The organism is Methylobacterium tardum (assembly GCF_023546765.1).
GTDB classification, from domain to species: domain Bacteria; phylum Pseudomonadota; class Alphaproteobacteria; order Rhizobiales; family Beijerinckiaceae; genus Methylobacterium; species Methylobacterium tardum.
Genome location: NZ_CP097484.1, coordinates 1,326,181 through 1,346,306, shown reverse-complemented (window position 1 = coordinate 1,346,306; position 20,126 = coordinate 1,326,181). Strand labels below are relative to the sequence as shown.

Genomic DNA, 20,126 nt, shown 5'->3' with positions numbered 1-20,126 from the left:
CTTCGCCAGCGAACTGCCAGCAGCCGCATCACTTGGCTGCCTAATTCAGCTTGCGTGACGTACGAGGTGGGAATTGTCCCACACCGGCTTTCCCGACATGCCGGATAAAATCTTCCGCGCACTCGGATGTTTTTGCCTGTGCATCTTCAAGAGTAGCGAAGGCCTCCACAGCGTGAACCTTACCGTCTGGCCCGATACAAACCACCAACCAAGGAAGGCTTGGTACAGGTGGGTCGTACACAACAAACGCATAACGCTGCTGGTGTGCTTCGGACTCGTTATCTGGCATACAAAACTCACGGATTACGGATTGACAACAGAGGCATTAACACACGTCGAAATAGCCGCGATAGCCGCGGCGACCCAAAGCATTCTTGAAGCCCGTCCAGAATTTGTTTGAAAGAGCACATGTTTGATAGTCGCGCAGATCTAAATTTGTCGCGCTCTCTTTAATCGCGCCCCGGGTCGTACGATCCTTGAATCGTAGTGCAAAATTAGGACCTGGCTGATAGGTGCTTTGTTTGCTCATCCGTTTGATCGGTCCCGTGAGCAGGACTTGTCGCCAAGGTCGTCTACCATGCCTAGGGGCCTGCGCGTCGTACCCGAGGCAGAGCACCGTCCAGCCGAACCGTCCCTCACCTCACGGCAAGCGGCTTCGGCGCTGCTTCCTTTTGTCGATGCCACGCACCAAGGTCTGCTCCTGCTGGACTGCCGCGGGTGCGTCCTCCTCTGCTCCGCGTCCGCCTCATGCCTGTTGAACGCTCCGCACGCCTCAACCTGGGAAGGCGCGTCGTTTCGGAAAGTCCTGAGAGCGTTTCGAGCACTGGCCGGATCTGCCTGGCCGGAATTGCTCGAACACGTGCGTCACGCCTTTGAACTCGGAGCGTCCGGCGCTTTCACGCTACCATGTCGGGACGACCTCATCGAACTCGGCCTCTACGCGGTGAGCGGGTACGGCTGGGCCATAACCCTTGAGGACGTGAGCGCGCGTCGTGCCGCCGAGGTCAGCGCGGCCGAGTTGGCGCGTCTCGACCCTCTCACCGGTCTGCCGAACCGGCTGCTTTTGCGCGAGCGCTTGGACGACGCTTTGGCGCGGTTCCACCACACTGGCGACGGCTGCGCCGTGCTGCTGGTAGACCTCGACCGGTTCAAGCCGGTCAACGACACCTTCGGCCACCCGATCGGCGACGCACTCCTGCAGATCGTCGCTGACCGCCTGCGCTCGACGCTCCGGCCGACCGACACCGTCGCCCGCATCGGCGGCGACGAGTTCGCGATCGTGCAGGCGGATGTGAGTGCGGCTGACGCTGCCCACGCCTTGGCGCGACGCATCGTCGACCTGATTGGCCGCTCGTACATTATCGAGGGCCACCTCTTGACGATCGGAGCCAGCATCGGCGTGGCGCTCGTGCCGGCTGATGGCACCGATGCCGGCAAGCTCCTGAAGAACGCCGATCTCGCCCTCTACCGGGCCAAGCTCGACGGCCGCGGCACCCACCGGTTCTTCGAGCCCGAGATGGATGCGCGCATGCAGGCGCGGCGGAAGCTCGAGCTCGACATGCGCCAGGCGCTCGCCCGCCGCGAGTTCCAGCTGCATTATCAGCCGCAATTGCAGCGCCAGAGCGGCGCGCTCTCCGGCTGCGAAGCCCTGATCCGCTGGTACCATCCCGAGCGCGGGCTGGTCTCGCCCCTCGATTTCATCCCGCTGGCCGAGGAGATCGGCCTGATCGTGCCGATCGGCGAATGGGTCATCCGCCAGGCCTGCCGAGATGCCATGACCTCGCCGGGGCACATGTCGGTGGCGGTGAACGTGTCGCCCGCGCAGTTCAAGAGCGACCGGCTCGTCGAGACCATCATCTCGGCCCTGGCCAGCTCGGGCCTGCCGGCCCGGCGCTTGGAGGTGGAGATCACCGAGGGCGTGCTGCTGCAGGAGAACGAGCGGACGCTCCAGACCCTGCACCGGCTCCGGGAGCTCGGGGTGCGCGTCTCCATGGACGATTTCGGCACCGGCTACTCGTCGCTGAGCTACCTGCGCTCCTTCCCGTTCGACAAGATCAAGATCGACCGCTCCTTCGTGAAGGACCTGACGAGCAAGCCCGACGGCGAGGCGATCATCCGGGCGATCGCGGGCCTCGGCAAGAGCCTCGGGACGACCACGGTCGCCGAGGGCGTCGAGACCTCCGAGCAGATGCAGCGCATCCGCCTGGAGGGCTGCACCGACGTCCAGGGCTACCTGATCAGCAAGCCCGTTCCGAATGATGAAATCCTCACGCTCGTCTCTCGCGCACGTATCCCGGCCTGATCCCGTCGCCGAAGCGGTCGTATGTTCGATGCCAACCGGCGCTGAGCAGACCAGTGACAACGCACCGGCCCGAGAGCCGATGCGTTGTCACCTGCAGGTCAAGCAGCCTTCTGGTTCACCTTGCTCTCAGCCATGGCCGTGAGCTTCTGGTCGGTGGCCTTCTCCTCGTCGAGCGTTTGCTGCAGCACGCTGGCGCAGTCGTTGCGGCCCAGTCGTTTCGCCCACGCGATGAGCGTGCCGTAACGGGTGATCTCGTAGTGCTCCACCGCCTGCGCAGACGCGAGCAGCGCCGCGTCGAGCACCTCCTTGTCGGCGATCTCGCCCGCCGTCTCGTTCGCCTCCTTGATGATGCCATCGATAGCCGGACAGTCTACGGCTTTCGCTTGTTGACCGTGCATCTGGAACACCTGCTCAAGACGCTTGATCTGGTTTTCAGTCTCGCGCAGGTGCATCTCGAAGCCCTGCTTGAGCTGCGGGTCCGTGGCCTTGTCGATCATCTTCGGCAGAGCCTTGGTGATCTGGTTCTCCGCGTAGTAGATGTCCTGCAGCGTATGGACGAACAGATCGTCGAGCGATTTGATGTCGCTTGTGAATAGGCCCATCACTTCCTCCAGAGATCTTGACATTGCCTCGTGGCCGTTGCGTCGTGGCAAATCGGCGAGCGTCAGCATCCGAGGAGAAGCTCAGAGGCGGCCTGTGGTTCCAGCCGCTGGACCAGAGCCCGTCGTGAAATCTTGCATGGGGGCGAACAAGCTTCGCCGCCCTGCCGCGCCTGCTCTCAAGGTTGCGAAATGATGTCGGCCTAATGGAAGCGCAGGCACAGCGTTACCAAACGAGAGCTTCAGCAATGCGCAATCTGTTCTCGCTGAGCTTTGTTAAAGCACGTTGTCAGTTGCGCGCGGAACCTTGCTCAAGTGCAGAAACGTGGCGGCTTCGCGGTGGGGTCGGCGTTCAGAATTTTCTTCGCGTAGGGCGGGCCTGAAGGGCCGCGTCGGAACGATCGAAGCCGTGAACAAAGACATACTTTGAGAGCAGCACGCCCGATGATCTCTTCGAGCAGGCGATTGTCCTTCTCGGCTGAAGCTTCACATAAAGCGACGAGCGGACCGGCCGTGCTCGTTCGGAGGACTGATTAGGGGCTCGGCTCGGCTATGAGTGCCCGTCGTCTTCAGGCCAGCCCTGTGCGCCGACAAGTGCGACGAACGCAACGGCCCCACATGCCTCCTCTTGGTAGGTGTTCTCGCTCGTGCGGACGAGTTTCATGAGCGTCTGAACGCGTCGTGTACCCACCGGGATGACCAAGCGCCCGCCAACAGCAAGCTGCCGCTTGAGCGCCACCGGCACCTCAGGGGCACCGGCCGAGACCAGGATCGCGTCGAAAGGTGCGACCTCGGGCCAGCCGCAGGTGCCGTCGTCGAAGCGCAACGCGACATTGCCATAGCCGAGTGTCTCGAAACGGTGCCGCGCGGCGTTCACCAAGACGGCGCGGCGCTCGAGTGCGTAGACCTTCCTGGCGATCCGGCTCAGGACACAGGCGGCGTAGCCAGAGCCCGCTCCGACCTCCAGCACGCAGTCGCTCGGTCTGACCTCAGCGGCCTCGATCATCACGGCGACGATGTACGGTTGCGAGATCGTCTGGCCCGCGCCGATGGGCAATGCTGTATCTCTGTAGGCGAACCTCGCGGATCCCGGTTCAAGGAAGGCTTCGCGCGGCACCTGTTGCATGGCCTTCAACACAGCCCTGTCGCGCACGCCACGTCGGGCGATTTGCACCTCGACCATTCGCGAGCGCGCTCGGGCATGGTTCGGCATGGACATGTGCTCAACTCAAGTGACAGGGCCATCGTCCAGCATCGGATCGAGCTCCCACGCGAAGGCATGCCGCAGACGCGGTATCAGACCGACAATAGCTTGGACCGTTCGTTGACGGAGAGCATCGGCGATTTCACTGTCGAACCCGCATCCTGAGCGATATGAAGTCGCACCAGCATGAATGTGAGCGGCTCGTGGTTGGACAACGCAAATCCTTTTTAATTTTGGGGGGCTTCGTGTAGGTGCCAAGACCGTTCGCCACTAGGTCAGCCATGAACCGTCATCGAGGGCCGCGGCCGTTCGTCGTTGAGATCAAGTCTCGCCAGCGCCGAAATTCAGCCGCGCCGGAGACGCGCGTTCCCACCTCATCCCCGGTCCGCGACCTCTGGAGCGGGACCAATCTGCATCAGGAGATGGAACGCTTAAAAGAGCTACCCGTGTTGCCTGTGCCCGCGGTTTCGGCGGAAGAGCGGCCGGCCTCCAAGGGCAACGGTCGCCGGATCCTACCAGGCGTCCTGCCCACGTTGGCACCTTCGAACGTCGCGAAACCTCACAGTCCGACCGCTCACGTAGACGCGGTAAACCCCAGTGTCGCCGAAACTTCTGTCGGGCAAAGTCGCGACGAACAGGGCGTGCAGCGTGCGCCCGTTGTCACAGAAGCTCGGCGCGGCGACACGACGATCAAAGCTTGCGCCGAGCCGGTCCTGGAGGTCTTGGACCCTGCTCCCTCAGCCGACGCGACCAGGAGCAAGCGGAAGACGAACCCTAATTTTCGCGCGGGTGAGCGCTGGAAGCGGCGGCTTCCGCGAGCCGGCTGGTCGTCGCGTCGCAGCGTTCGTGCGGATTGAGGACCGAGCGATCCTGCCGATTGGTGAGCTCGTGTTGAGACATCGCCTGTGCGCCTCATCCGTTGGGTGCTGGAGAGACGTCTCGGGTCACAGACATCGCAATCGCGCGGCGATGCGCGAGCAGTCTAGGGCTGCGCGTCGTACCCCGGCGTTCTTAAACGTCAAGGCGTGCCCAGGCGTCGCCTTGACGTGCGGCGATGTTTCTCGCGCGTGAGACGGTAAGCCCCAGCGGAAGATGAACGTGAGACAGCGAACATGACCCTCATCGAGGAGATCCGCCGCATCACGATGTACCCCATCGGGGCCGCGGAGCGGTGCAGGAGGCGACAGGCAGCCGTCGCGCAGAGAAGGGCCGATAGCGTAACGTCAACGCTCCCGAAACCCAGCCGCGCCAAGTTGATCGGCGGCACGTCGGCCTGTGCGATCACCTGATCGTCCTCGAGAACCGTCCGGACCAGCACTTATGAGTGTCATATTCGCGATCACACAATCGCACCTCGCGGATCCGCGCGCCGATCTCGATCGGCAGGTGGCCGAAGCCGAGGAGCGTTGCGAACGTCAGGGCCGTTTCGTCTTCGAACTTGGCGCGGGCACCTCTCCACGAGACTATGCCGAGCACGTCCTGCGCGTGATGGAGCAGACGCTCTCGATCAGTCGCGCAAATCGTGCACTCATTCAGCAACTCGGGACCGGCTCTCCGTGACGCGGTTGAAGCCGGAGTTGCCAATCACCGCACAAGACTCCCGCGCGTACCCTCTTCGAGAATCTGTGGAGTGACGACAACGCGAGAGCGGGTGAGCGGGCGACTTCACGTGGCCACTCACGAGCTGTCTCAGAAGGCGGTAAGCGGAGCCGTCACGATGCAGGTGACGCCCGATGGTCGGTAGTCGAGAGCCAGATCGCCGCCGACCTGCGAGGCCAAGCCGCGCTCGATAAACCGTGAGCCGAACCCCTTGCGCGTCGGCGGCAGCACCGGGGGGCCGCCCAGCTCGATCCAGGACAAGCGCAACATCGACGGTTCACGGTCCGTCAGGATCTCCCAGTGCAGATCGACGTGCCCGTTCTCGGTCGAGAGGGCTCCATACTTGGCGGCGTTGGTGGCGAGTTCGTGCAGCATGAGCGCCAGCGAGAGTGCACGGCCAGCGCTGATCTCCAGGGGCGGCCCTGAGATTCGGAAGCGACCGGCTTTGTCCTCGTGGACCTGCAACGCAGTGCGGACGACCGCCTCCATCTGCGTGCTCGTCAGGGCACCGCCCAGAAGCAGATCGTGGGCTTTGCCCAGCGCGATCAGGCGACCGGCCAGCACCTCCTTGGCAGTCCCGACGTCCGTCGCACCGCGCATGGTCTGTGTGGCGATGGACTGCACCATCGCGAGCAGGTTCTTCATGCGATGCGAGAGTTCGTGATTGAGCAAGCGTTGCTGCTCCTCAGCGCGGACGCGAGCAACCGACAGCTCGACCCGATCAGCGACCGCGCGCAGGAACTCGACCTCGTCGGTCGTCCAGCGCCGGGCCTGCCGGTCATGCACGAAGAACAGCGCAACAGACCGCCCGCGCTCGCGCACCGGCATGTTGACCAGGGTACCGACGTCGATCGCCCGAAGTCGCTCGCTTCCGGCCGTCGTTCGGGGATCCGTCTCGACGTCGTCGATGACGAGCGGCTCGCCCCAGTCCAGTTCTCCGCGAAGGGTGACGTAGTCCTCGAGGTGATGCTGACCGGCGATGCTAATCGGGGTGCCGCTGGTCCAGTCCTGCTCGATCGTGATGGACTTGGACGACAGATCCAGGCGACCAAATCCGGCGCGGCTGACATTCAAGGCTCGGCCGACGATCTCGGCCGCACTCCGCGTCATCTCCGAGACTGTATCAAGGTCGCGCAAACGGTCGCCGAGGTCGAGCAATGTCGCCCGGCGCTGGTCGGCGGCGTGCTTGGCGCGTTCGGCCAGAACGCGCTCGGTGACCTCCAGGAATAGCACCACGAAGGTCTCGTCCGTGAGCTTATGGGCCCGGCCTTCGTACCAGCGGTTCAAATTTCCAACCTGTCGCGTGAACGTGACCGATCGGCCGGTCTCCACGACTTGAGCGAATTCTTGGACCCAGGCGTCCTCGATGCCGGGGAACAGCTCGCGGATGGTCCGCCCCGCAGCGTCCTGAGCGGGAAGGCCCACCAGCTCGCCCCAGGCTCGGTTCACCTCCTCATAGCGCCAATCGGTGATGTGGCCTCGCGCGTCGCGGATGACCCGGCCGAGAATAAAGCCCTCCTGCAGCTGCTCGAACAAACCCCGCCAATACCGCTCGCCTTCCGCCAGCGCGTCCCGAACGGTGCGCTGCTCGGTGACGTCGCGGGCGATACCGGAGAAGCGGGTGGGCTGATCAGCGCCGTTGAACTCAAGTTCTCCTTTTCGTGCGATCCAGCGTAGCGCGCCCGTGTCGGCGCGGCGAATGCGGTACTCCACATCGCGCGGCGCTTCCCCGCTCAGGCGTGAGGCGGCGGTGGAGACGAGGTGCGCATCCTCCGGGATGACGAGTTGCTCGAAGGCGGTCGACGGGTAACTCTCCTGTTCCGGCAGACCATAGAGACGGCAGAACTCCGGGGTGGGATGGAGCACGCCATCGGCGATGCCGACCGAGAACAGGCCGACGCCGCCGACTTCCTGGGCCTGAGCCAAGCGTCGATCAACCTCACGCAGCCTCTCTGCCGACAGGCGCTGCTCGGTGCGGTCGCGTAGGATCTTCACGAAGCCGATCGGCGAGCCATCGTCCGTGCGCAGGGCCTGCATCTCGCCGTTGGCCCAGAATCGTTCGCCGTTCTTACGCTGATGCCACCGCTCGTCGATGCCGCGTCCCTCGGTCAGAGCGCTGTGCATCTCCCGGGCCGGGATCCCGTCGGCACGGTCCTCGTCCGTGAAGAACACGTCCGCGGGCTTGCCGCAGATGTCGTCGGGCGACCACCCGAGGATGCGGGTGGCTCCCGCGTTCCACTTGGTCACCTTGCCCTCGAGGTTCATCACGATGATGGCGTAGTCCGTCGCACTCTCGAAGATCGCACGGTAGTGCTCCTCACGGCTCTGTAGGCTGACCAGGGCCGCATCCTTCTCAGAGACGGCGCGGCGCAGCTCCATCTGCGCCATCGTCTGGCGGGCCAATCGCCGCAGAGCTTCAGCCTGTGCTCCCGTCAGGCCTTCTGGCCGCGGCTCGGTATCGATCACGCACAAGCTGCCGAGCACCTGTCCGGAAGCGGTACGCAGCGGCGCTCCGGCGTAGAACCGAATGTGTGGCTCGCCGGTGACCAGGGGGTTGGCGCGCGTGCGCGGATCTGCGGTCAGGTCCGCGATGACCAGGATGTCTGGTTCGTCCAGCACGAACTTGCACACGGACCGATCGAGGTCGGTCTCGCAAGTCGGGAAGCCGACCCGGGCCTTGAACCACTGCCGGTCGCGGTCGGCGAGGCTGACGAGCGCCACCGGCACCGCGCATAGCTGGGTAGCGAGGTGGAGGATGTCCTCGAAGCCCTGCTCGGTCGCCGGATCGAGGCTGGCAAAACTGTCTAACGCCGCAAGGCGACCGGGGTCCTCGATCATCGGCGGAATGGAAATCCTGTCGATCATCGCGCCGTCTCCCGCAGGGTCACCGCGGGCGAAGGTGGCTTCAGGGCCTCAGGCTCCGTAACGTCTACCGCGAGCATCTCGCCGTCGCGGCCGTAGACCGCGCCCAACACCTCACGGAAGTGCAGCTGTACACTGGCGTGACACTCGCACGCCGCACGCTCGACGCGGCCGCGGTCGAGCACGGTGAGCCTGCCGTGGCCCGTGCGGATCAGGCCATCGTCCTGCATCCTGCCGAGGATCTTCGTGAGGTAGGCGCGGCGTACCCCCAGCATCTCGCTCAGCACCTCGTGCGTCACCGGCAGTTCCGGCACGCCCAGGCGATCCTGGAGCGTCAGCAGCCAGCGCAGGCACCGCTGCTCGATCGGGTGGACGGCGTTGCAGGCGACCGACTGAAGCAGTTGCGCCAACAGGCAGTCGGCGTAGCGCACGAACAGGTCGCGCACGGCCGGCGAGGCGAGCTTTGCCGCGTTCAGCCGCTCGGCGCTGATCCGCAACATGGGGCCACCCACCTGGATGACGGCCTGGCTGAAAGCCGGCAGGTAGCCGTGGCTGACGACACCGCCGATCGCGCCCTCATGACCAACTGTGGCGGTCTCCACCGACTTGCCGTCGCGCAGCGGGACCACGAGGGTGACGATCGCGCGGTGCAGCGGGAAGGTGACGTACGAGACCTCATCGCGCGCATGGAACAGCACGTCTCCGCGCCGGTACTCGGCAGGTTCCAAGTGGGGCGCGATCAGCGCGCGGTCACGCGCGTTCAGAGCGTCGAGCAGGAGATTGCCCTGCAGCGATGGTGAAGTCGAGGTCGGCATGGATGAAGAGATCGCTCAGGCGTGCGTACGGAGGGCCTGATAGCAAGCCTTTGTCGGCCCGTTTGTCCACGAATGGACCAGATATCCGGGTCGGGAATGGTCTCGAGACCGACATCCGCGTCGACCAGCACGTTTCGTCTGCCGCTGGAACTCGAAGGTTGTCGCGGCTGCGCGACAGGGGTTGTGAACCGAACCCGCTGGACTGCGCCTCTGAGCGATAGGCGCTGCAGCGCCTCATGGCGCTCGAGCGACTTCCAGCCTGCCTCACGTCAAAGCGCTATCGACAGACTTCGTTAACCATCGACCACTCAACCTGCGAGCGTCATCTCGCGGGTGTTTCCCATGAACCAAGTTCGTTCGATCACCGCTGCGGACTTCTCCAGCGACTGCCCAGTACCATTCGAACGCGTGGTGCGCCTCACGCGCGCCGAGCCTGACGCGCTCTTTGACCTGCTCGATGGTATCCCCGAAGCGACGCGGGCGCGGCTCGCCGTCTGGCTCTACGGCCGCAGCCACACGCACGAGATCGGCGTCCGGATCGCGGCCACCTGTGACGGGACGACCCTTCACCAAGCTGCGGGTCTCGTCGGCGATCGGCTCCATGAGCTGTCTCGCCGGCCACGCACGGCTTCAAGCTATGGAGTTCATGCTGGCGGCACCCGTCGACAGGTCAGCCTCGGCGGATCGCACGTCGCGGCTCACGCCTTCGTCTAGCGGCTCCACCTCGCTCGGCAGCACCTCAGCATGTCCCTCATACATGAGCTCCTCACCCACTTCCGTCAGACGGTGACCGCCTACGCCGGCGACGAGGCGCTGATGCAGGCCGGCGTGTCAGCGGCGGCCAACGTCATCGTGGCCGATGGCGAGGTCGCGGGTGCTGAGTTCGAGACCGCGCTCGCCGGCGTGCTCGCCAGCCCCATCATAGAGAAGGGCTTCGACGTCCTGATGCTGGAGGAGGCGCTGTACGAGGCGATCGGCCGCGCGCGCACCCGGGCCGGTCGAGCGGACAACCTGCGTCGCGTTGCCGCGATCGCCGGTCGGCCCGCAGAGCAGCGCGAGAGCGTGTTCCTGGTCGCAGCAGATGTGGCCGATCACGACGGCATCGCCGACATCGAGCTCGCGGCGCTCGGCGAGATCGCCGTGGCCTTGATCGTCGACAAGGCACAGCTGCTAGAGGCGGTGCCGGTCCGGTCTACACGGCGGCAAGTGCTGGCCTAAGTCCGCCGTCGGACGGCGTCGCAATCAGCAACCAGAGGGCGCGGGGTTCGGGGCTGCCAGATCGGCAGCCAGGTAGGCGGACAAGCCGATCTCGGCGACGTGACCTCCGGAGGCAGCGTTGCCCCTGTGCCGGATGAAGCCGTGCCCGGTCGCAGGGTCGCACAGCAGATGCCAGTGGTCGCCGTTCGAGCTCACGTAGATCTCGCGTCCAGGTTCGGTCGTCACGGCAGTCGCGCCTCCCTCAACCGAAGCAGGAGAATACATCATGCGGGTCACGATCGCTCTCACGCTCTTGACGACGCTCAGCTTCACTGCGGCCGTCCATGCGCAAGGTTTGGAGCGCGGCGCTCGGGCCGGAGCTGAGCGCGGTGAGGAGATGGCCGGTCCGCTCGGGGCCGTTGTCGGTGGTGCGATCGGGGCAGCCGTCGGTACGGCCAACGGCATCCTCGGCGTCGACCGCCGCGAGCGCTTCCGCATCTATGCACTGGGCGAGCACCGTCCCTCCGTCGCGCTCCCTGGTCCGGTGCGGGCCGGAACCGTGCTGCCGGAGGACGGGATAGTCTACTACGACGTGCCGCGCGAGTTCGCGTTGCCGGAGTACAGCTATACGGTCGTCAACGGTCATCCTGTGCTCGTCGAGCCGGCGAGCCGGCGTATCGTGGAGGTGATCGAGTGACGACCAAGGCCGGCCTACCGACCGGACGCCCGACGCTCGCCGACCTACGCAAGGCTGGTACGATCACAAGCCTTGAGATCGTCGCGGCAATCGACGCCTACAGCCGTGATCCTGCGGCAAAGCGATATCGTTTCGCCAGCGGCCATAGCCTCGATATCGCAGCGGCCGTGGAGGGGTCTGCGGATCTCGCAGAGCTCATGGCCCGGCCAGGACCAAGGGACAAAGTGTTCCGGACTGCGGTCACCACCATCATCATGGCAGCACATCCGACTGCGCCTTGATCTGCGCAGGGGCTCTCGCCTCGATGCCGCTCGGTTCCTGACCGGCCAGATGTCGTTCATGCTCTTCTCTACGGCGTCGCCGAGCATAAAAGTCGGTTTTGTCGGCTGGTGTTTGACAATCGCGATGCGATCAGGCCGACCCGCCTCCAGCGTTCCGTGCCGCCTGCAGCGCCTCCGCGCTCGCGATCACACCGGCTGAGCCATCCTTGCGACGAACCTCGGTGACCCCAGCGGCACGCAGGGCAGAAACCAGCTGCTGCAAATTGGCACTGTGCGGTTGACGCGAGCCGTTCTCAAAACGCGCGATAATCTGCCGGCTCACACCCGAATGTTGCGCGAGATCTTCCTGGGACCAGCCCAGGAGCGCGCGTCCAGCTCGGATCAACTCCTTTTCCACCGATACCGCCCCCGTTCACGAAAACGTGATCGATCGAAACAACACAAAATGTGTCGTTTTAGCGGGGCATAACCTATGTTCGAGGCGCACCTCACACAGGAGCGCAAATCTCATGCTCGACATCGATCCTGAACTCGTCGCGGCCGCGCTGGAGCGCAGTCCCGACTATCGCGTGCTACGCAGACATCACCCCCGACGCGTGTTCGAACACCCCGGCGACGCCGAGGTCCGGCACGGTCTCCTCATCGACCTCGAGACCACTGGTCTTGATCCCGCATACCACGAAGTCATCGAACTCGGGGCGTTGCCATTCACCTACACTGTGGACGGACGCTTGGTGTCGGCGGGCGAGCCGTATCATTCGTATCAACAGCCCTTCGGGGAGATCTTGCCGGAGATCACGCGGCTCACGGGCATCGATGCCGCAATGGTCGAAGGCCACATGATCGAACGCTCGCGCGTCGACGCCATGGTCGAGCGCGCGGACCTGATCGTGGCGCACAACGCCGGATTTGACCGGCCGTTCGCTGAGGACGTCTGCCCGGCGCTGGCGAGCAAGCCGTGGGGTTGCTCGCTCGTGCAGGTCCCGTGGGCCGCCGAGGGGATGGGCGGTAAGCTGTGCTACATCGCCAACGACTTCGGCCTGATCTACGCCGCGCATCGCGCGGTCGATGATTGCCAAGCGACGCTGGAGATCCTGTCACGGCCCCTGCCCCGGTCGGGTCGTACCGGCTTCAGCCATCTGTTGGACCAGGCGTTTGCGCCGCTTTACCGCGTGAAGGCCGTGCGTGCGCCCTTTGAGGCGAAGGATGCCTTGAAGGCGCGCCGATACCGCTGGGATGATGGTGGCAAGAGCCAAATGCGGTGCTGGTACAAAGACCTGCCCGAGGAGGAGGTCGCTTCTGAACTGGCCTGGCTGCGGCTCGAAGTCTATCGGCACGACGCCGATATACCGATCGTCCCAATCAGCCCCTACGACCGCTTCTCCGGTCGGGTGTAGCGCCATGCGGATCGTCACCGATCATGCCGCCCGTCTGACAGGGGCGGGCTTCACGACATCGCAGGCCGCGGCGATTGATGCCGCAGTCCACGCCACAGCCAGTGAAGCCGTCGAAGCGCTGGAAGGTCAATTGGCGCGCTGGCACGCCTACCTCGCGGGCTACCTCCTGATCGAGATCGGCATCGTCCTTCTCGCAATCCTGATCATTCAGGCCGTGCGGGAGCCGGCATACTCATCCAGGCCTCGTCTTGCGACCCGTCCGGAGGGTCCGATGGTAGCCGTCAGACCCGGCGATTCATGGTGAATCGCACGTTACCGACCGCGATTCGGCGATTCCCAAAGTGGGAAATCGGCTGTTTCGTGCGAGAGGATCGAGTCGGATCAAAGACTTAGATCCCATGCGGGGCGAACGATAACCCTTTGCAATCAAAGCGATTCGCGCGCTGGACGCAGGGCATGATGAGCCCCCGGGCCCGTCTTCGGCCATCGCTGGGGTCTAGTCCTCGTCCTTGCGATACGCTTATGGTTCGCAAACGAACGGCGGCATCGGGCCAGCCGGACTAAAGAGGAGCGCAGTATGTCGATCTCTGACCGCTGACCGCTTGGAAACGTTCGACGGCAATCGGACGTCCCAAGCGGTCTTATCGATCCACCGACTAAACCACCCCTGGCCGAGCGTCGGCGGCCCACACATCACGAGGATGCTGCGTCAACCGGTGCGAGGAATCGCACGGGGCTGGCACGGGCTGGAAAATCGCATGTCGATGACAGCGATGCAAGTGCCCGCACCTGAGACCCAGCATCCTCAGCATCCCTGAAACGGAGCGATCCACCTCATCGACCCGCGCATGAGCGCGGATCGGTGACGGCTGTCCGCTTCGTCCCCGGCCCTGCCCGACGGCAGGGCTCATCGATGAATGAGGATACCCATGTTCGACGAACCAAACCCCACACGCTCCGACGCCACCGGCTCCGTGGTCGTACCCGCATCCTTGCCGCCGGACGAGAACGCCAGACCTTTCACGCCACCGCTGCCTTCACTCGCGTCGCGCAACATCAGCTTGCGGTCGAAAGGATCGATGCGCGGCAGCTTCGTCTCCATCCGCGAGATGCGCCAAGTCGACATCGAGAGCAGCATCGAGAAGAGCGTTCTGCTCTGGCTCGCGACACTTCCGGAGATCGTCCGGATCCGGGAACAGCCGCCTGCGGTCCCATACATCGACCGCGAGGGCGTGCAGCGTCTTCACACGTTCGACATCCTCGCCGAATTCGCCGACGGTCGACGGATCTTCTACGACGTCAAGGACGAGCGCCACGCGCGCAAGCACGACGTCGACGGGTTCCTGCGCCACATCGCGCCGCAGATCCCGGAGACGATCGCCGATGGCGTAACCCTCTACACCGAACGAACACTCTCGCCAGCGATGATATCCAACGCGCGTCTCATCCACGCCGTGCGTAGAGATCTCCCCAACGCCGCCGACCGAGCCGTCCTCGACCTCCTCACGGAGATCAAGGGCACGGTCGTCATCAAGGACCTTGTCGCGGCCAGCATGCACGGCGCGGCGGCATTCCGGGCGATCGTCCGGCTGATCGCCCAGCGCGCGCTCCTGCTCACCGCTGACGAGCGGATCGATTACCCGTCTCACGTCACCGTCGTGGCCGAGCGCATCGCGGAGGTGGCCCGATGATCCCCGCCACCGATCCCAACGGCGCGCCCCTGCGCATCGGCCCCCATGATGCCGTCTCCATAGACGGCGTTGCATTCCGCAAAGTCGGCGACAGCCCGGACGGTCACGTCTTCCAGAATACCCTCACCGGCCTGCACGAAGGCTTTGGCCACGCCCAGCTCGCCGCGCTGTCGATGGCTGGACGCGTCGAGTTCAAGGCGAACGCCTTCGGCGCGATCTCGGTGCGCACACAGATGACAGCGGGGGCGACTGCATTCGCGGACCTGCCACTCGATCACCAGAAAAAAGTCGCGTGGTATCTGGAATGGATCACCGAGTTCCTCAAATGGGAGGCCGCTTGGTACGCCGAGAACGCCGACAAGCCGCGCCGCGAGCGCTCGGGACCGGAGCCCCGATCGAATGCCGGCATCGCGCAAGCGCTGGAAAAGATCGGCCAGACGATCCAGGCCCGGGCCGACGCGCGAACCCGACCACCGGGTAAGGACGGCGAGCCGGCGCAACCGCGCAAGCCCCGGGCGGGAAGCCCGGCGGCGGGCTACAACGGGCCGAGCGTCGAGACGTTCAAGACGCACCTGGAGAACTACGAGGCGGCCGGTCGCAACGCCCTGGCGCTCCGGCCGAAGACCAACCGCTGTGGCAACCGCAAACCGCGCTTCCATCCAGAGGTCGAGCGGATCCTGCAAGAATACGCCGCTCAGTACGCGGCCGAGCACAAGCGCTCAAAGGCGCTGTGCCACCGAAAGATGCGGGCGGCACTCAACGCCTTGAACGACGCCCGGGTCGCGGACGGGCTCGCGCCCTACCCCGTGCCCTCGGACAAGACGCTCGCCCGGCGGATCGACGCGCTCGACATGTTCCTGGTCGAGGCCAAGAGGCTCGGCGTCGATCGCGCCACGCGCAAGCACAGGTTCATCCAAGGACAGGCTGAGGCCATCCGCCCCGGTCAGCGCATCGAGATGGACGAGTGGAAGCTCGACCTCTTCTTCCTGCTGTCCCAAACCGACCTGCTAGCAGATCTCTCGGACGAACAACTTGCAGACCTGAAGAAACGGAGGTGGTTCCTATGCGTGGCCATCGACGTCGCCACGCGGTGTATCGTCGGAATGCGCGTGGACCAGACCGCGTCGGTCCGCAACGCGCTCTCGACCCTGGAGATGGTCGTCTCCGACAAGGCCCACCTCGCCGCGGCCGCCGGGGCGCTCTCGTCGTGGCAGCATATGGCGCTGCGCCCCGAAGACGTGGTCACGGACAGCGGCGGCTCTTTCATCGCCGAGGACTTCCACCTCGCGGTAATCGGCCTCGGCAGCACCCACGACATCCCGCCCGCCGGGCTGCCGCATCTGCGCGGGACGATCGAGAGGTTGTTCAAGACGCTCAGCCTGCAACTCGTGCGCGAGTTCACGGGCCAAGCTTTTTCGAACAAGGTCGAGCGCGGAGATTACCCGGCGCAGGAGCGCGCTAGCATCACCGTCGAGCAGTTCGTCCTCCTCGCCGTCCGGTACGCCCTCGACATCTACCACCTCACGCCCCATGCGGGGCTGGGCGGCGAAACCCCGGCCGACGCCTGGACGCGGCTCACGGGGCATTACGGCATCCTGCCCGTGCCCGGGCGCAACGAACGGCGGTCCGTCTTCGGCCTGCGCCTGACCCGGACCCTGGGCCGTCACGGCCTACAGATCATGGGCCTGGATTACCGGGCCGACGTCCTGCAGGTGCTCTACCTGAAGCGTGGCAAGATCCAGGTCGACATCCGGCTCGACCCGCTTGATATCGGCGCGATCTCGGTCGCGATCGATGGCACGTGGCACGAGGCCCGCGCGGCGACCTCCGGCTTCGACGGTGTCCGCCTCGCCGATCACAGGGCGCTGTGCGAGATGTTGGCGAAACGCTTCGCCGATCAGGCCGCGCTCACCCAACCCATCGTGAACGAGGCGCTGCGCACGATCGGGGCAAGGGCCACGGCCGCCGAGAAGGCCGCGCACTTCCTCACCCGGTTCGCCGAGCCCGAGGACATCGCCCGGGCCGAGCGCAGCTTGCGCGACTTCACGATCCCGACTGACGCCGACTTCGCCGGCCGGACCGCCGCCAACCCGCTCGACGGCGTAATCCCGACCGGCGGTGCGCCCTACGTGGGCCCGCCGGATACCCCGCCTCCCGCCGTACCCGAGCGCCGCCCAAACCGGTCACGCCCGCGGCCGGCCCAGCCCGATGCGGGGAGTACGCCGCCGCGGAAGCCGCCGATCGTCGATCTCGAGGACTGACGCTTCGACAGGGGCCCGCACGCTTTCGTGCGGGCCTTTTCATTCATTCCGCCCTCACTTTCTTCGAGGATCCCTGATGTCCGACACAGTTGACGACGACGCCACCGACCCATCCGCCGACCCATCCGTCGATCTGCGCAACTTTCTGAGCGCGGAGGGCCATCAAACCCTGGAACTGCTTGAGCAGGTTCGCGGGAAATACGTGACTTCGCCCGGTGACGCCGTGTGCATGAAGGCGCTGACAAAACTCATTCTGAACGCCGGCATGCGCGCCAATACTGCCCTGCCCTACAGCCGGACGAACCGGGCCGAAGGGCGGATCCTCGTCATCACCGGGGAGAGCGGTGCCGGCAAGTCACGCCGCCTGATGCGCACCCTGCGTCGACATCCCGCGCTCGAGGGACAGGACCTCGCGGGACCGGACAGCCCCGTCGTCGTCGTCAACGTCCCCTCGCCGTGCACGCTCAAGCTCCTCGGGCGCGAAGTCCTCCACGCAACCGGCTACCCGCTCGAACGCGAGCTCTTGGAGAACCTAGTCTGGGAGCGCGTGCGGCGTCGCTTGGATAGGGGCAACAAGCTCATCGTCGTCTTCGACGAGATGCAGCACATCACCCGAAAGCTGAACTCGGACGAGATCAATAAAGTCTCCGACACGATCAAGAACCTGATTAACAATCTCACGTGGCGTGTGTCCATCATCGTCTGCGGCTTGCCGAAGGTCGCGGATTTCATCCACCGCGACCGTCAACTCGAACGCCGCGCTCAATTCATACACATCGACTCCCTTACAATGCCGGGCGATAACGCCGTGATCGCGGCCATGGTCACCAAGCTCGCCGCGGTAGCGGATCTCATCGTCGAGGCCGACATCGCGACGAACCTCGCACCCCGTCTCATCCACGCGGCATGCAATCAGTGGGGGGTCGCCATCGCACTCACCCATGAGGCCATCCAGACCGCGCTTCGGCCCGATTACCTCGCTCTCGACCGGCACGACGACGAGATCGACGTCGGTGATCCGCAGCAGGTCGGGCCCGATGGCACGCTCACGCTCAACCACTTCGCGGAGGCGTACAGAGGCCTTCTCGGCTGCACCGACGAGGAAAACCCGTTCGTCAGCCGCGACTGGATTACGATCCGCATCGCCGGGCCTACCGTCATCCTCGATGCCGCGAAGGACCGAAACACCCAGACAGGTGCAATGGGGGGACCGTCGTGACGCCGCCCCTCGTCCTGCGCTTTGACCTCAAGGCTGACGAGTCCGTCCCCAGCTGGATCTCCCGATTGGCCGTTCACAACGGTGCTGGGACCGCCCGTGAGTTCTGCCTCGACATGGGCTTCACGTTCCAGGACTGCGTCGACGGCGAGCCTGCAGCGCTGACAAAACTCAGCGCTCTGACCGGAACGCCCGTCGAGATGCTCGAACGCGCCAGCCTTCGAGCAGATGGCTCAAACTTCCTTCTGGGCCCTGAGCGCTTATCCCATAAACTGCTCCGGCGCACGAAAGTCCACGTGTGTCCGCTCTGCGCCCGGGACGACATCGAAGCCGCTGCGCGCACGGGCGAACCCGCGCCTTACGGCAGGACGCTCTGGCAGCTCTCAGTCATCAGAACATGCCTGGATCACCACCGCGCCCTCATTCAGATCGCAGAGGGCGCGCGAACGTCCACGCACGACTTCACCCGGCTTCTTCAGGGACGTGCTGCTGAAATTTTACAGGCTGCCAAGTTGCCGCTCGCCCGCGCGCCGTCGTCGCTGGAGCGCTATGTTGTCGATCGGTTGACGGGCAAGCCAACGGGCGCACCCTGGCTCGACCAACTCGATCTGTACGCCGCCACCGCGACGTGTGAACTCCTCGGCGCACTCATCACCGTCGGCGCGAAAGCCAAGATGAAGAGCCTATCCGAGAGCGCGCTGCACCACGCCGGCGATGTCGGTTGCACCATTGCACGCGGAGGGGAAACGGCCATTCAAGAGGTTCTCTCCGACGTCTACCGACGCCACGTCTTCAAGCCCCACGGATCGGAAGGGCCGCCCGGCGTCTTCGGCGTCCTCTATCAGTCGCTCTCCCTCAGACAGAACGAGTCCATCTTCGCGCCAGTCCGCGATATGGTTCGCCGCCAGATCGCCGAAATCATGCCCGTTGGGCCGGGTGACATCATACTCCAGCAACCGGTCGAAACACGCGTCTATCATTCGATCACGTCCGCAGCTCGCGAGACAGGACGCCATCCTGCGCGGCTCAGGAGAATCCTGGCTGCCGCAGGGTTGATCCGACCGGATCATGCGCAGATCCCGGATAACCTCGTGACCTTCGAGGTCGAGAGCGGCCGTGCGCTTCTCGAGGCTCATACGGACAGCGTTCCGTTAAATGAGGTCCGACGATATCTCGGGACCAGCCTCGCTCAGGCTAATCTTATCGCCGAACACGGTTTTATACAACCACGGATCAAAAATCGGGGAAAGCGCAATCAAAAACTCAACGCTTTCTCACGCGATGATATCGATCAATTCCTCGCGCGACTTAGTGATGGGATCGAGCCAGTCTCCATCATATCCAAAGTCATGTTCCCCATCGCAGCCGCTTCGAGGCGCGCACGGTGCAATTTAATCGATGTGATAAAGCTTATATCGGACAAGAAGCTTAAGCGTGTGGCCATTCATTCGGAACTAGATGGGCTGAGTTCCATTTTTGTCGATCCCAACGAGGTTGCCTATCGTCTTCTCGAAGACGGCGACGCTGTCACAATGGAAATGGCGCGCAGTGTTCTGTGGGTCAACCCTACGATTGTCGCTGCTCTGATAGAGAAAAATTATTTAACATCGACTATGTCGGTTCATCCGCTCGCTCGCAATGTTGTGCGATGTATCGAGCGCGATAGCTTTGAGGCGTTCAATCACACTTACGTTTCAGCGGCGGAGCTTGCCGGCTATAGTCGCTTGCGGTACCGACGTGTTTGGTATGCCGTTAAGAAATGTCGGCCCGCAATTGCAAAAGATGTTGCCCGGGCCAATTTTTATTGGAGGGACGCAATACCAATCATTGGGCCTCGGGCGGAAAAGCGAAATAAAATTGAGCGATAAGCAAAAGGCCCCGATTTCTCCGGGGCCTTTTCTTTTGCGCTGTACTGTGTCGGACCAGCGGCGGAGTGGCTGGTATTCGTCGCGTTGGGGGTGGGTATGCTTCGGTTTTCGCGAAGGATCGCGTCGCATTCGGATGC

At 64.2% G+C, this 20,126-nt stretch carries 20 protein-coding genes; 13 read left to right on the top strand and 7 right to left on the bottom strand.

Features of this window, described 5'->3' with window-relative positions; all coding sequences use genetic code 11:
* Nucleotides 1–577: 577 nt before the first annotated feature.
* Nucleotides 578–2,302 (top strand): putative bifunctional diguanylate cyclase/phosphodiesterase, encoded by a 1,725-nt coding sequence (locus M6G65_RS06430; protein WP_430929549.1) that lies wholly within the window; start codon nt 578–580, stop codon nt 2,300–2,302.
* A 98-nt stretch (nt 2,303–2,400) separates the two neighbouring features.
* Here M6G65_RS06430 and M6G65_RS06425 read toward each other — a convergent pair whose 3' ends face one another.
* Together M6G65_RS06425 and M6G65_RS06420 are read right to left on the bottom strand one after the other, a co-directional pair.
* Complete coding sequence (locus M6G65_RS06425; RefSeq protein ID WP_238198859.1) at nt 2,401–2,904, bottom strand: YciE/YciF ferroxidase family protein; 504 nt, start codon at nt 2,902–2,904, stop codon at nt 2,401–2,403.
* A gap of 547 nt (nt 2,905–3,451) precedes the next feature.
* Complete coding sequence (locus tag M6G65_RS06420; RefSeq protein ID WP_238198817.1) at nt 3,452–4,120, bottom strand: protein-L-isoaspartate(D-aspartate) O-methyltransferase; 669 nt, start codon at nt 4,118–4,120, stop codon at nt 3,452–3,454.
* A gap of 1,097 nt (nt 4,121–5,217) precedes the next feature.
* Between M6G65_RS06420 and M6G65_RS06415 the strand changes: the two genes are divergently transcribed.
* Together M6G65_RS06415 and M6G65_RS06410 are read left to right on the top strand one after the other, a co-directional pair.
* Nucleotides 5,218–5,394: a hypothetical protein gene (locus tag M6G65_RS06415; protein WP_238198816.1), complete on the top strand. Its 177-nt coding sequence runs from the start codon at nt 5,218–5,220 to the stop codon at nt 5,392–5,394.
* Between the two features lie 31 nt (nt 5,395–5,425).
* A complete protein-coding gene (locus tag M6G65_RS06410) occupies nt 5,426–5,665 on the top strand; it encodes a hypothetical protein (RefSeq protein WP_238198815.1) in 240 nt (79 codons plus the stop codon).
* A gap of 129 nt (nt 5,666–5,794) precedes the next feature.
* On the opposite strand, the gene M6G65_RS06405 is transcribed toward M6G65_RS06410, so the two are convergent.
* Together M6G65_RS06405 and M6G65_RS06400 are read right to left on the bottom strand one after the other, a co-directional pair.
* Complete coding sequence (locus M6G65_RS06405; protein WP_250103715.1) at nt 5,795–8,569, bottom strand: PAS domain S-box protein; 2,775 nt, start codon at nt 8,567–8,569, stop codon at nt 5,795–5,797.
* Complete coding sequence (locus M6G65_RS06400; protein WP_238198813.1) at nt 8,566–9,381, bottom strand: Crp/Fnr family transcriptional regulator; 816 nt, start codon at nt 9,379–9,381, stop codon at nt 8,566–8,568. The genes M6G65_RS06405 and M6G65_RS06400 overlap by 4 nt, the downstream gene beginning before the upstream one ends.
* 342 nt (nt 9,382–9,723) lie before the next feature.
* Between M6G65_RS06400 and M6G65_RS06395 the strand changes: the two genes are divergently transcribed.
* The gene (locus M6G65_RS06395) at nt 9,724–10,095 is read left to right on the top strand and encodes a hypothetical protein (protein WP_238198812.1); all 372 of its coding nucleotides are present in this window, start codon (nt 9,724–9,726) and stop codon (nt 10,093–10,095) included.
* Between the two features lie 30 nt (nt 10,096–10,125).
* Nucleotides 10,126–10,599 (top strand): tellurite resistance TerB family protein, encoded by a 474-nt coding sequence (locus M6G65_RS06390; protein ID WP_250103714.1) that lies wholly within the window; start codon nt 10,126–10,128, stop codon nt 10,597–10,599.
* Between the two features lie 24 nt (nt 10,600–10,623).
* Here M6G65_RS06390 and M6G65_RS06385 read toward each other — a convergent pair whose 3' ends face one another.
* On the bottom strand, nt 10,624–10,824 hold the full coding sequence (locus tag M6G65_RS06385) for a hypothetical protein (RefSeq protein ID WP_238198810.1): 201 nt from the start codon (nt 10,822–10,824) through the stop codon (nt 10,624–10,626).
* A gap of 40 nt (nt 10,825–10,864) precedes the next feature.
* Here M6G65_RS06385 and M6G65_RS06380 point away from each other — a divergent pair, with 40 nt between their 5' ends.
* Both M6G65_RS06380 and M6G65_RS06375 read left to right on the top strand, forming a co-directional pair.
* Nucleotides 10,865–11,275, top strand: coding sequence for a DUF1236 domain-containing protein (locus M6G65_RS06380; protein ID WP_238198809.1), 411 nt, complete (start codon nt 10,865–10,867; stop codon nt 11,273–11,275).
* On the top strand, nt 11,272–11,556 hold the full coding sequence (locus M6G65_RS06375) for a hypothetical protein (RefSeq protein WP_238198808.1): 285 nt from the start codon (nt 11,272–11,274) through the stop codon (nt 11,554–11,556). The genes M6G65_RS06380 and M6G65_RS06375 overlap by 4 nt, the downstream gene beginning before the upstream one ends.
* Before the next feature lie 130 nt (nt 11,557–11,686).
* Here M6G65_RS06375 and M6G65_RS06370 read toward each other — a convergent pair whose 3' ends face one another.
* Complete coding sequence (locus M6G65_RS06370) at nt 11,687–11,953, bottom strand: helix-turn-helix transcriptional regulator (RefSeq protein ID WP_238198807.1); 267 nt, start codon at nt 11,951–11,953, stop codon at nt 11,687–11,689.
* A gap of 112 nt (nt 11,954–12,065) precedes the next feature.
* Here M6G65_RS06370 and M6G65_RS06365 point away from each other — a divergent pair, with 112 nt between their 5' ends.
* Together M6G65_RS06365 and M6G65_RS06360 are read left to right on the top strand one after the other, a co-directional pair.
* Nucleotides 12,066–12,953, top strand: a complete 888-nt coding sequence (locus tag M6G65_RS06365; RefSeq protein WP_238198806.1) for a 3'-5' exonuclease — start codon at nt 12,066–12,068, stop codon at nt 12,951–12,953.
* A 4-nt stretch (nt 12,954–12,957) separates the two neighbouring features.
* The gene (locus M6G65_RS06360) at nt 12,958–13,257 is read left to right on the top strand and encodes a hypothetical protein (protein ID WP_238198805.1); all 300 of its coding nucleotides are present in this window, start codon (nt 12,958–12,960) and stop codon (nt 13,255–13,257) included.
* Nucleotides 13,258–13,860: 603 nt separating this feature from the next.
* On the opposite strand, the gene M6G65_RS06355 is transcribed toward M6G65_RS06360, so the two are convergent.
* Nucleotides 13,861–14,055, bottom strand: coding sequence for a hypothetical protein (locus M6G65_RS06355; protein ID WP_238198804.1), 195 nt, complete (start codon nt 14,053–14,055; stop codon nt 13,861–13,863).
* Between M6G65_RS06355 and M6G65_RS06350 the strand changes: the two genes are divergently transcribed.
* The 4 genes from M6G65_RS06350 to M6G65_RS06335 all read left to right on the top strand — a co-directional run bounded on the left by M6G65_RS06350 (nt 14,033) and on the right by M6G65_RS06335 (nt 19,989).
* On the top strand, nt 14,033–14,644 hold the full coding sequence (locus M6G65_RS06350; RefSeq protein ID WP_250103713.1) for a Tn7 transposase TnsA N-terminal domain-containing protein: 612 nt from the start codon (nt 14,033–14,035) through the stop codon (nt 14,642–14,644). The two genes, M6G65_RS06355 and M6G65_RS06350, sit on opposite strands and share 23 nt — an antisense overlap.
* Nucleotides 14,641–16,905 (top strand): Mu transposase C-terminal domain-containing protein, encoded by a 2,265-nt coding sequence (locus tag M6G65_RS06345; protein WP_238198802.1) that lies wholly within the window; start codon nt 14,641–14,643, stop codon nt 16,903–16,905. Before M6G65_RS06350 ends, M6G65_RS06345 begins: the two co-directional genes overlap by 4 nt.
* Before the next feature lie 76 nt (nt 16,906–16,981).
* The gene (locus M6G65_RS06340) at nt 16,982–18,124 is read left to right on the top strand and encodes an ATP-binding protein (RefSeq protein WP_238198801.1); all 1,143 of its coding nucleotides are present in this window, start codon (nt 16,982–16,984) and stop codon (nt 18,122–18,124) included.
* Nucleotides 18,121–19,989, top strand: coding sequence for a TniQ family protein (locus M6G65_RS06335; RefSeq protein ID WP_250103712.1), 1,869 nt, complete (start codon nt 18,121–18,123; stop codon nt 19,987–19,989). Before M6G65_RS06340 ends, M6G65_RS06335 begins: the two co-directional genes overlap by 4 nt.
* Nucleotides 19,990–20,126: the final 137 nt, after the last annotated feature.

Coding starts and splice junctions, on each gene's coding strand:
- M6G65_RS06430 (WP_430929549.1), top strand. CDS start 578: ATGCCTAGGGGCCTGCGCGTCGTACCCGAGGCAGAGCACCGTCCAGCC.
- M6G65_RS06425 (WP_238198859.1), bottom strand. CDS start 2,904: ATGGGCCTATTCACAAGCGACATCAAATCGCTCGACGATCTGTTCGTC.
- M6G65_RS06420 (WP_238198817.1), bottom strand. CDS start 4,120: ATGTCCATGCCGAACCATGCCCGAGCGCGCTCGCGAATGGTCGAGGTG.
- M6G65_RS06415 (WP_238198816.1), top strand. CDS start 5,218: ATGACCCTCATCGAGGAGATCCGCCGCATCACGATGTACCCCATCGGG.
- M6G65_RS06410 (WP_238198815.1), top strand. CDS start 5,426: ATGAGTGTCATATTCGCGATCACACAATCGCACCTCGCGGATCCGCGC.
- M6G65_RS06405 (WP_250103715.1), bottom strand. CDS start 8,569: ATGATCGACAGGATTTCCATTCCGCCGATGATCGAGGACCCCGGTCGC.
- M6G65_RS06400 (WP_238198813.1), bottom strand. CDS start 9,381: ATGCCGACCTCGACTTCACCATCGCTGCAGGGCAATCTCCTGCTCGAC.
- M6G65_RS06395 (WP_238198812.1), top strand. CDS start 9,724: ATGAACCAAGTTCGTTCGATCACCGCTGCGGACTTCTCCAGCGACTGC.
- M6G65_RS06390 (WP_250103714.1), top strand. CDS start 10,126: ATGTCCCTCATACATGAGCTCCTCACCCACTTCCGTCAGACGGTGACC.
- M6G65_RS06380 (WP_238198809.1), top strand. CDS start 10,865: ATGCGGGTCACGATCGCTCTCACGCTCTTGACGACGCTCAGCTTCACT.
- M6G65_RS06365 (WP_238198806.1), top strand. CDS start 12,066: ATGCTCGACATCGATCCTGAACTCGTCGCGGCCGCGCTGGAGCGCAGT.
- M6G65_RS06360 (WP_238198805.1), top strand. CDS start 12,958: ATGCGGATCGTCACCGATCATGCCGCCCGTCTGACAGGGGCGGGCTTC.
- M6G65_RS06350 (WP_250103713.1), top strand. CDS start 14,033: ATGCGCGGCAGCTTCGTCTCCATCCGCGAGATGCGCCAAGTCGACATC.
- M6G65_RS06355 (WP_238198804.1), bottom strand. CDS start 14,055: ATGGAGACGAAGCTGCCGCGCATCGATCCTTTCGACCGCAAGCTGATG.
- M6G65_RS06345 (WP_238198802.1), top strand. CDS start 14,641: ATGATCCCCGCCACCGATCCCAACGGCGCGCCCCTGCGCATCGGCCCC.
- M6G65_RS06340 (WP_238198801.1), top strand. CDS start 16,982: ATGTCCGACACAGTTGACGACGACGCCACCGACCCATCCGCCGACCCA.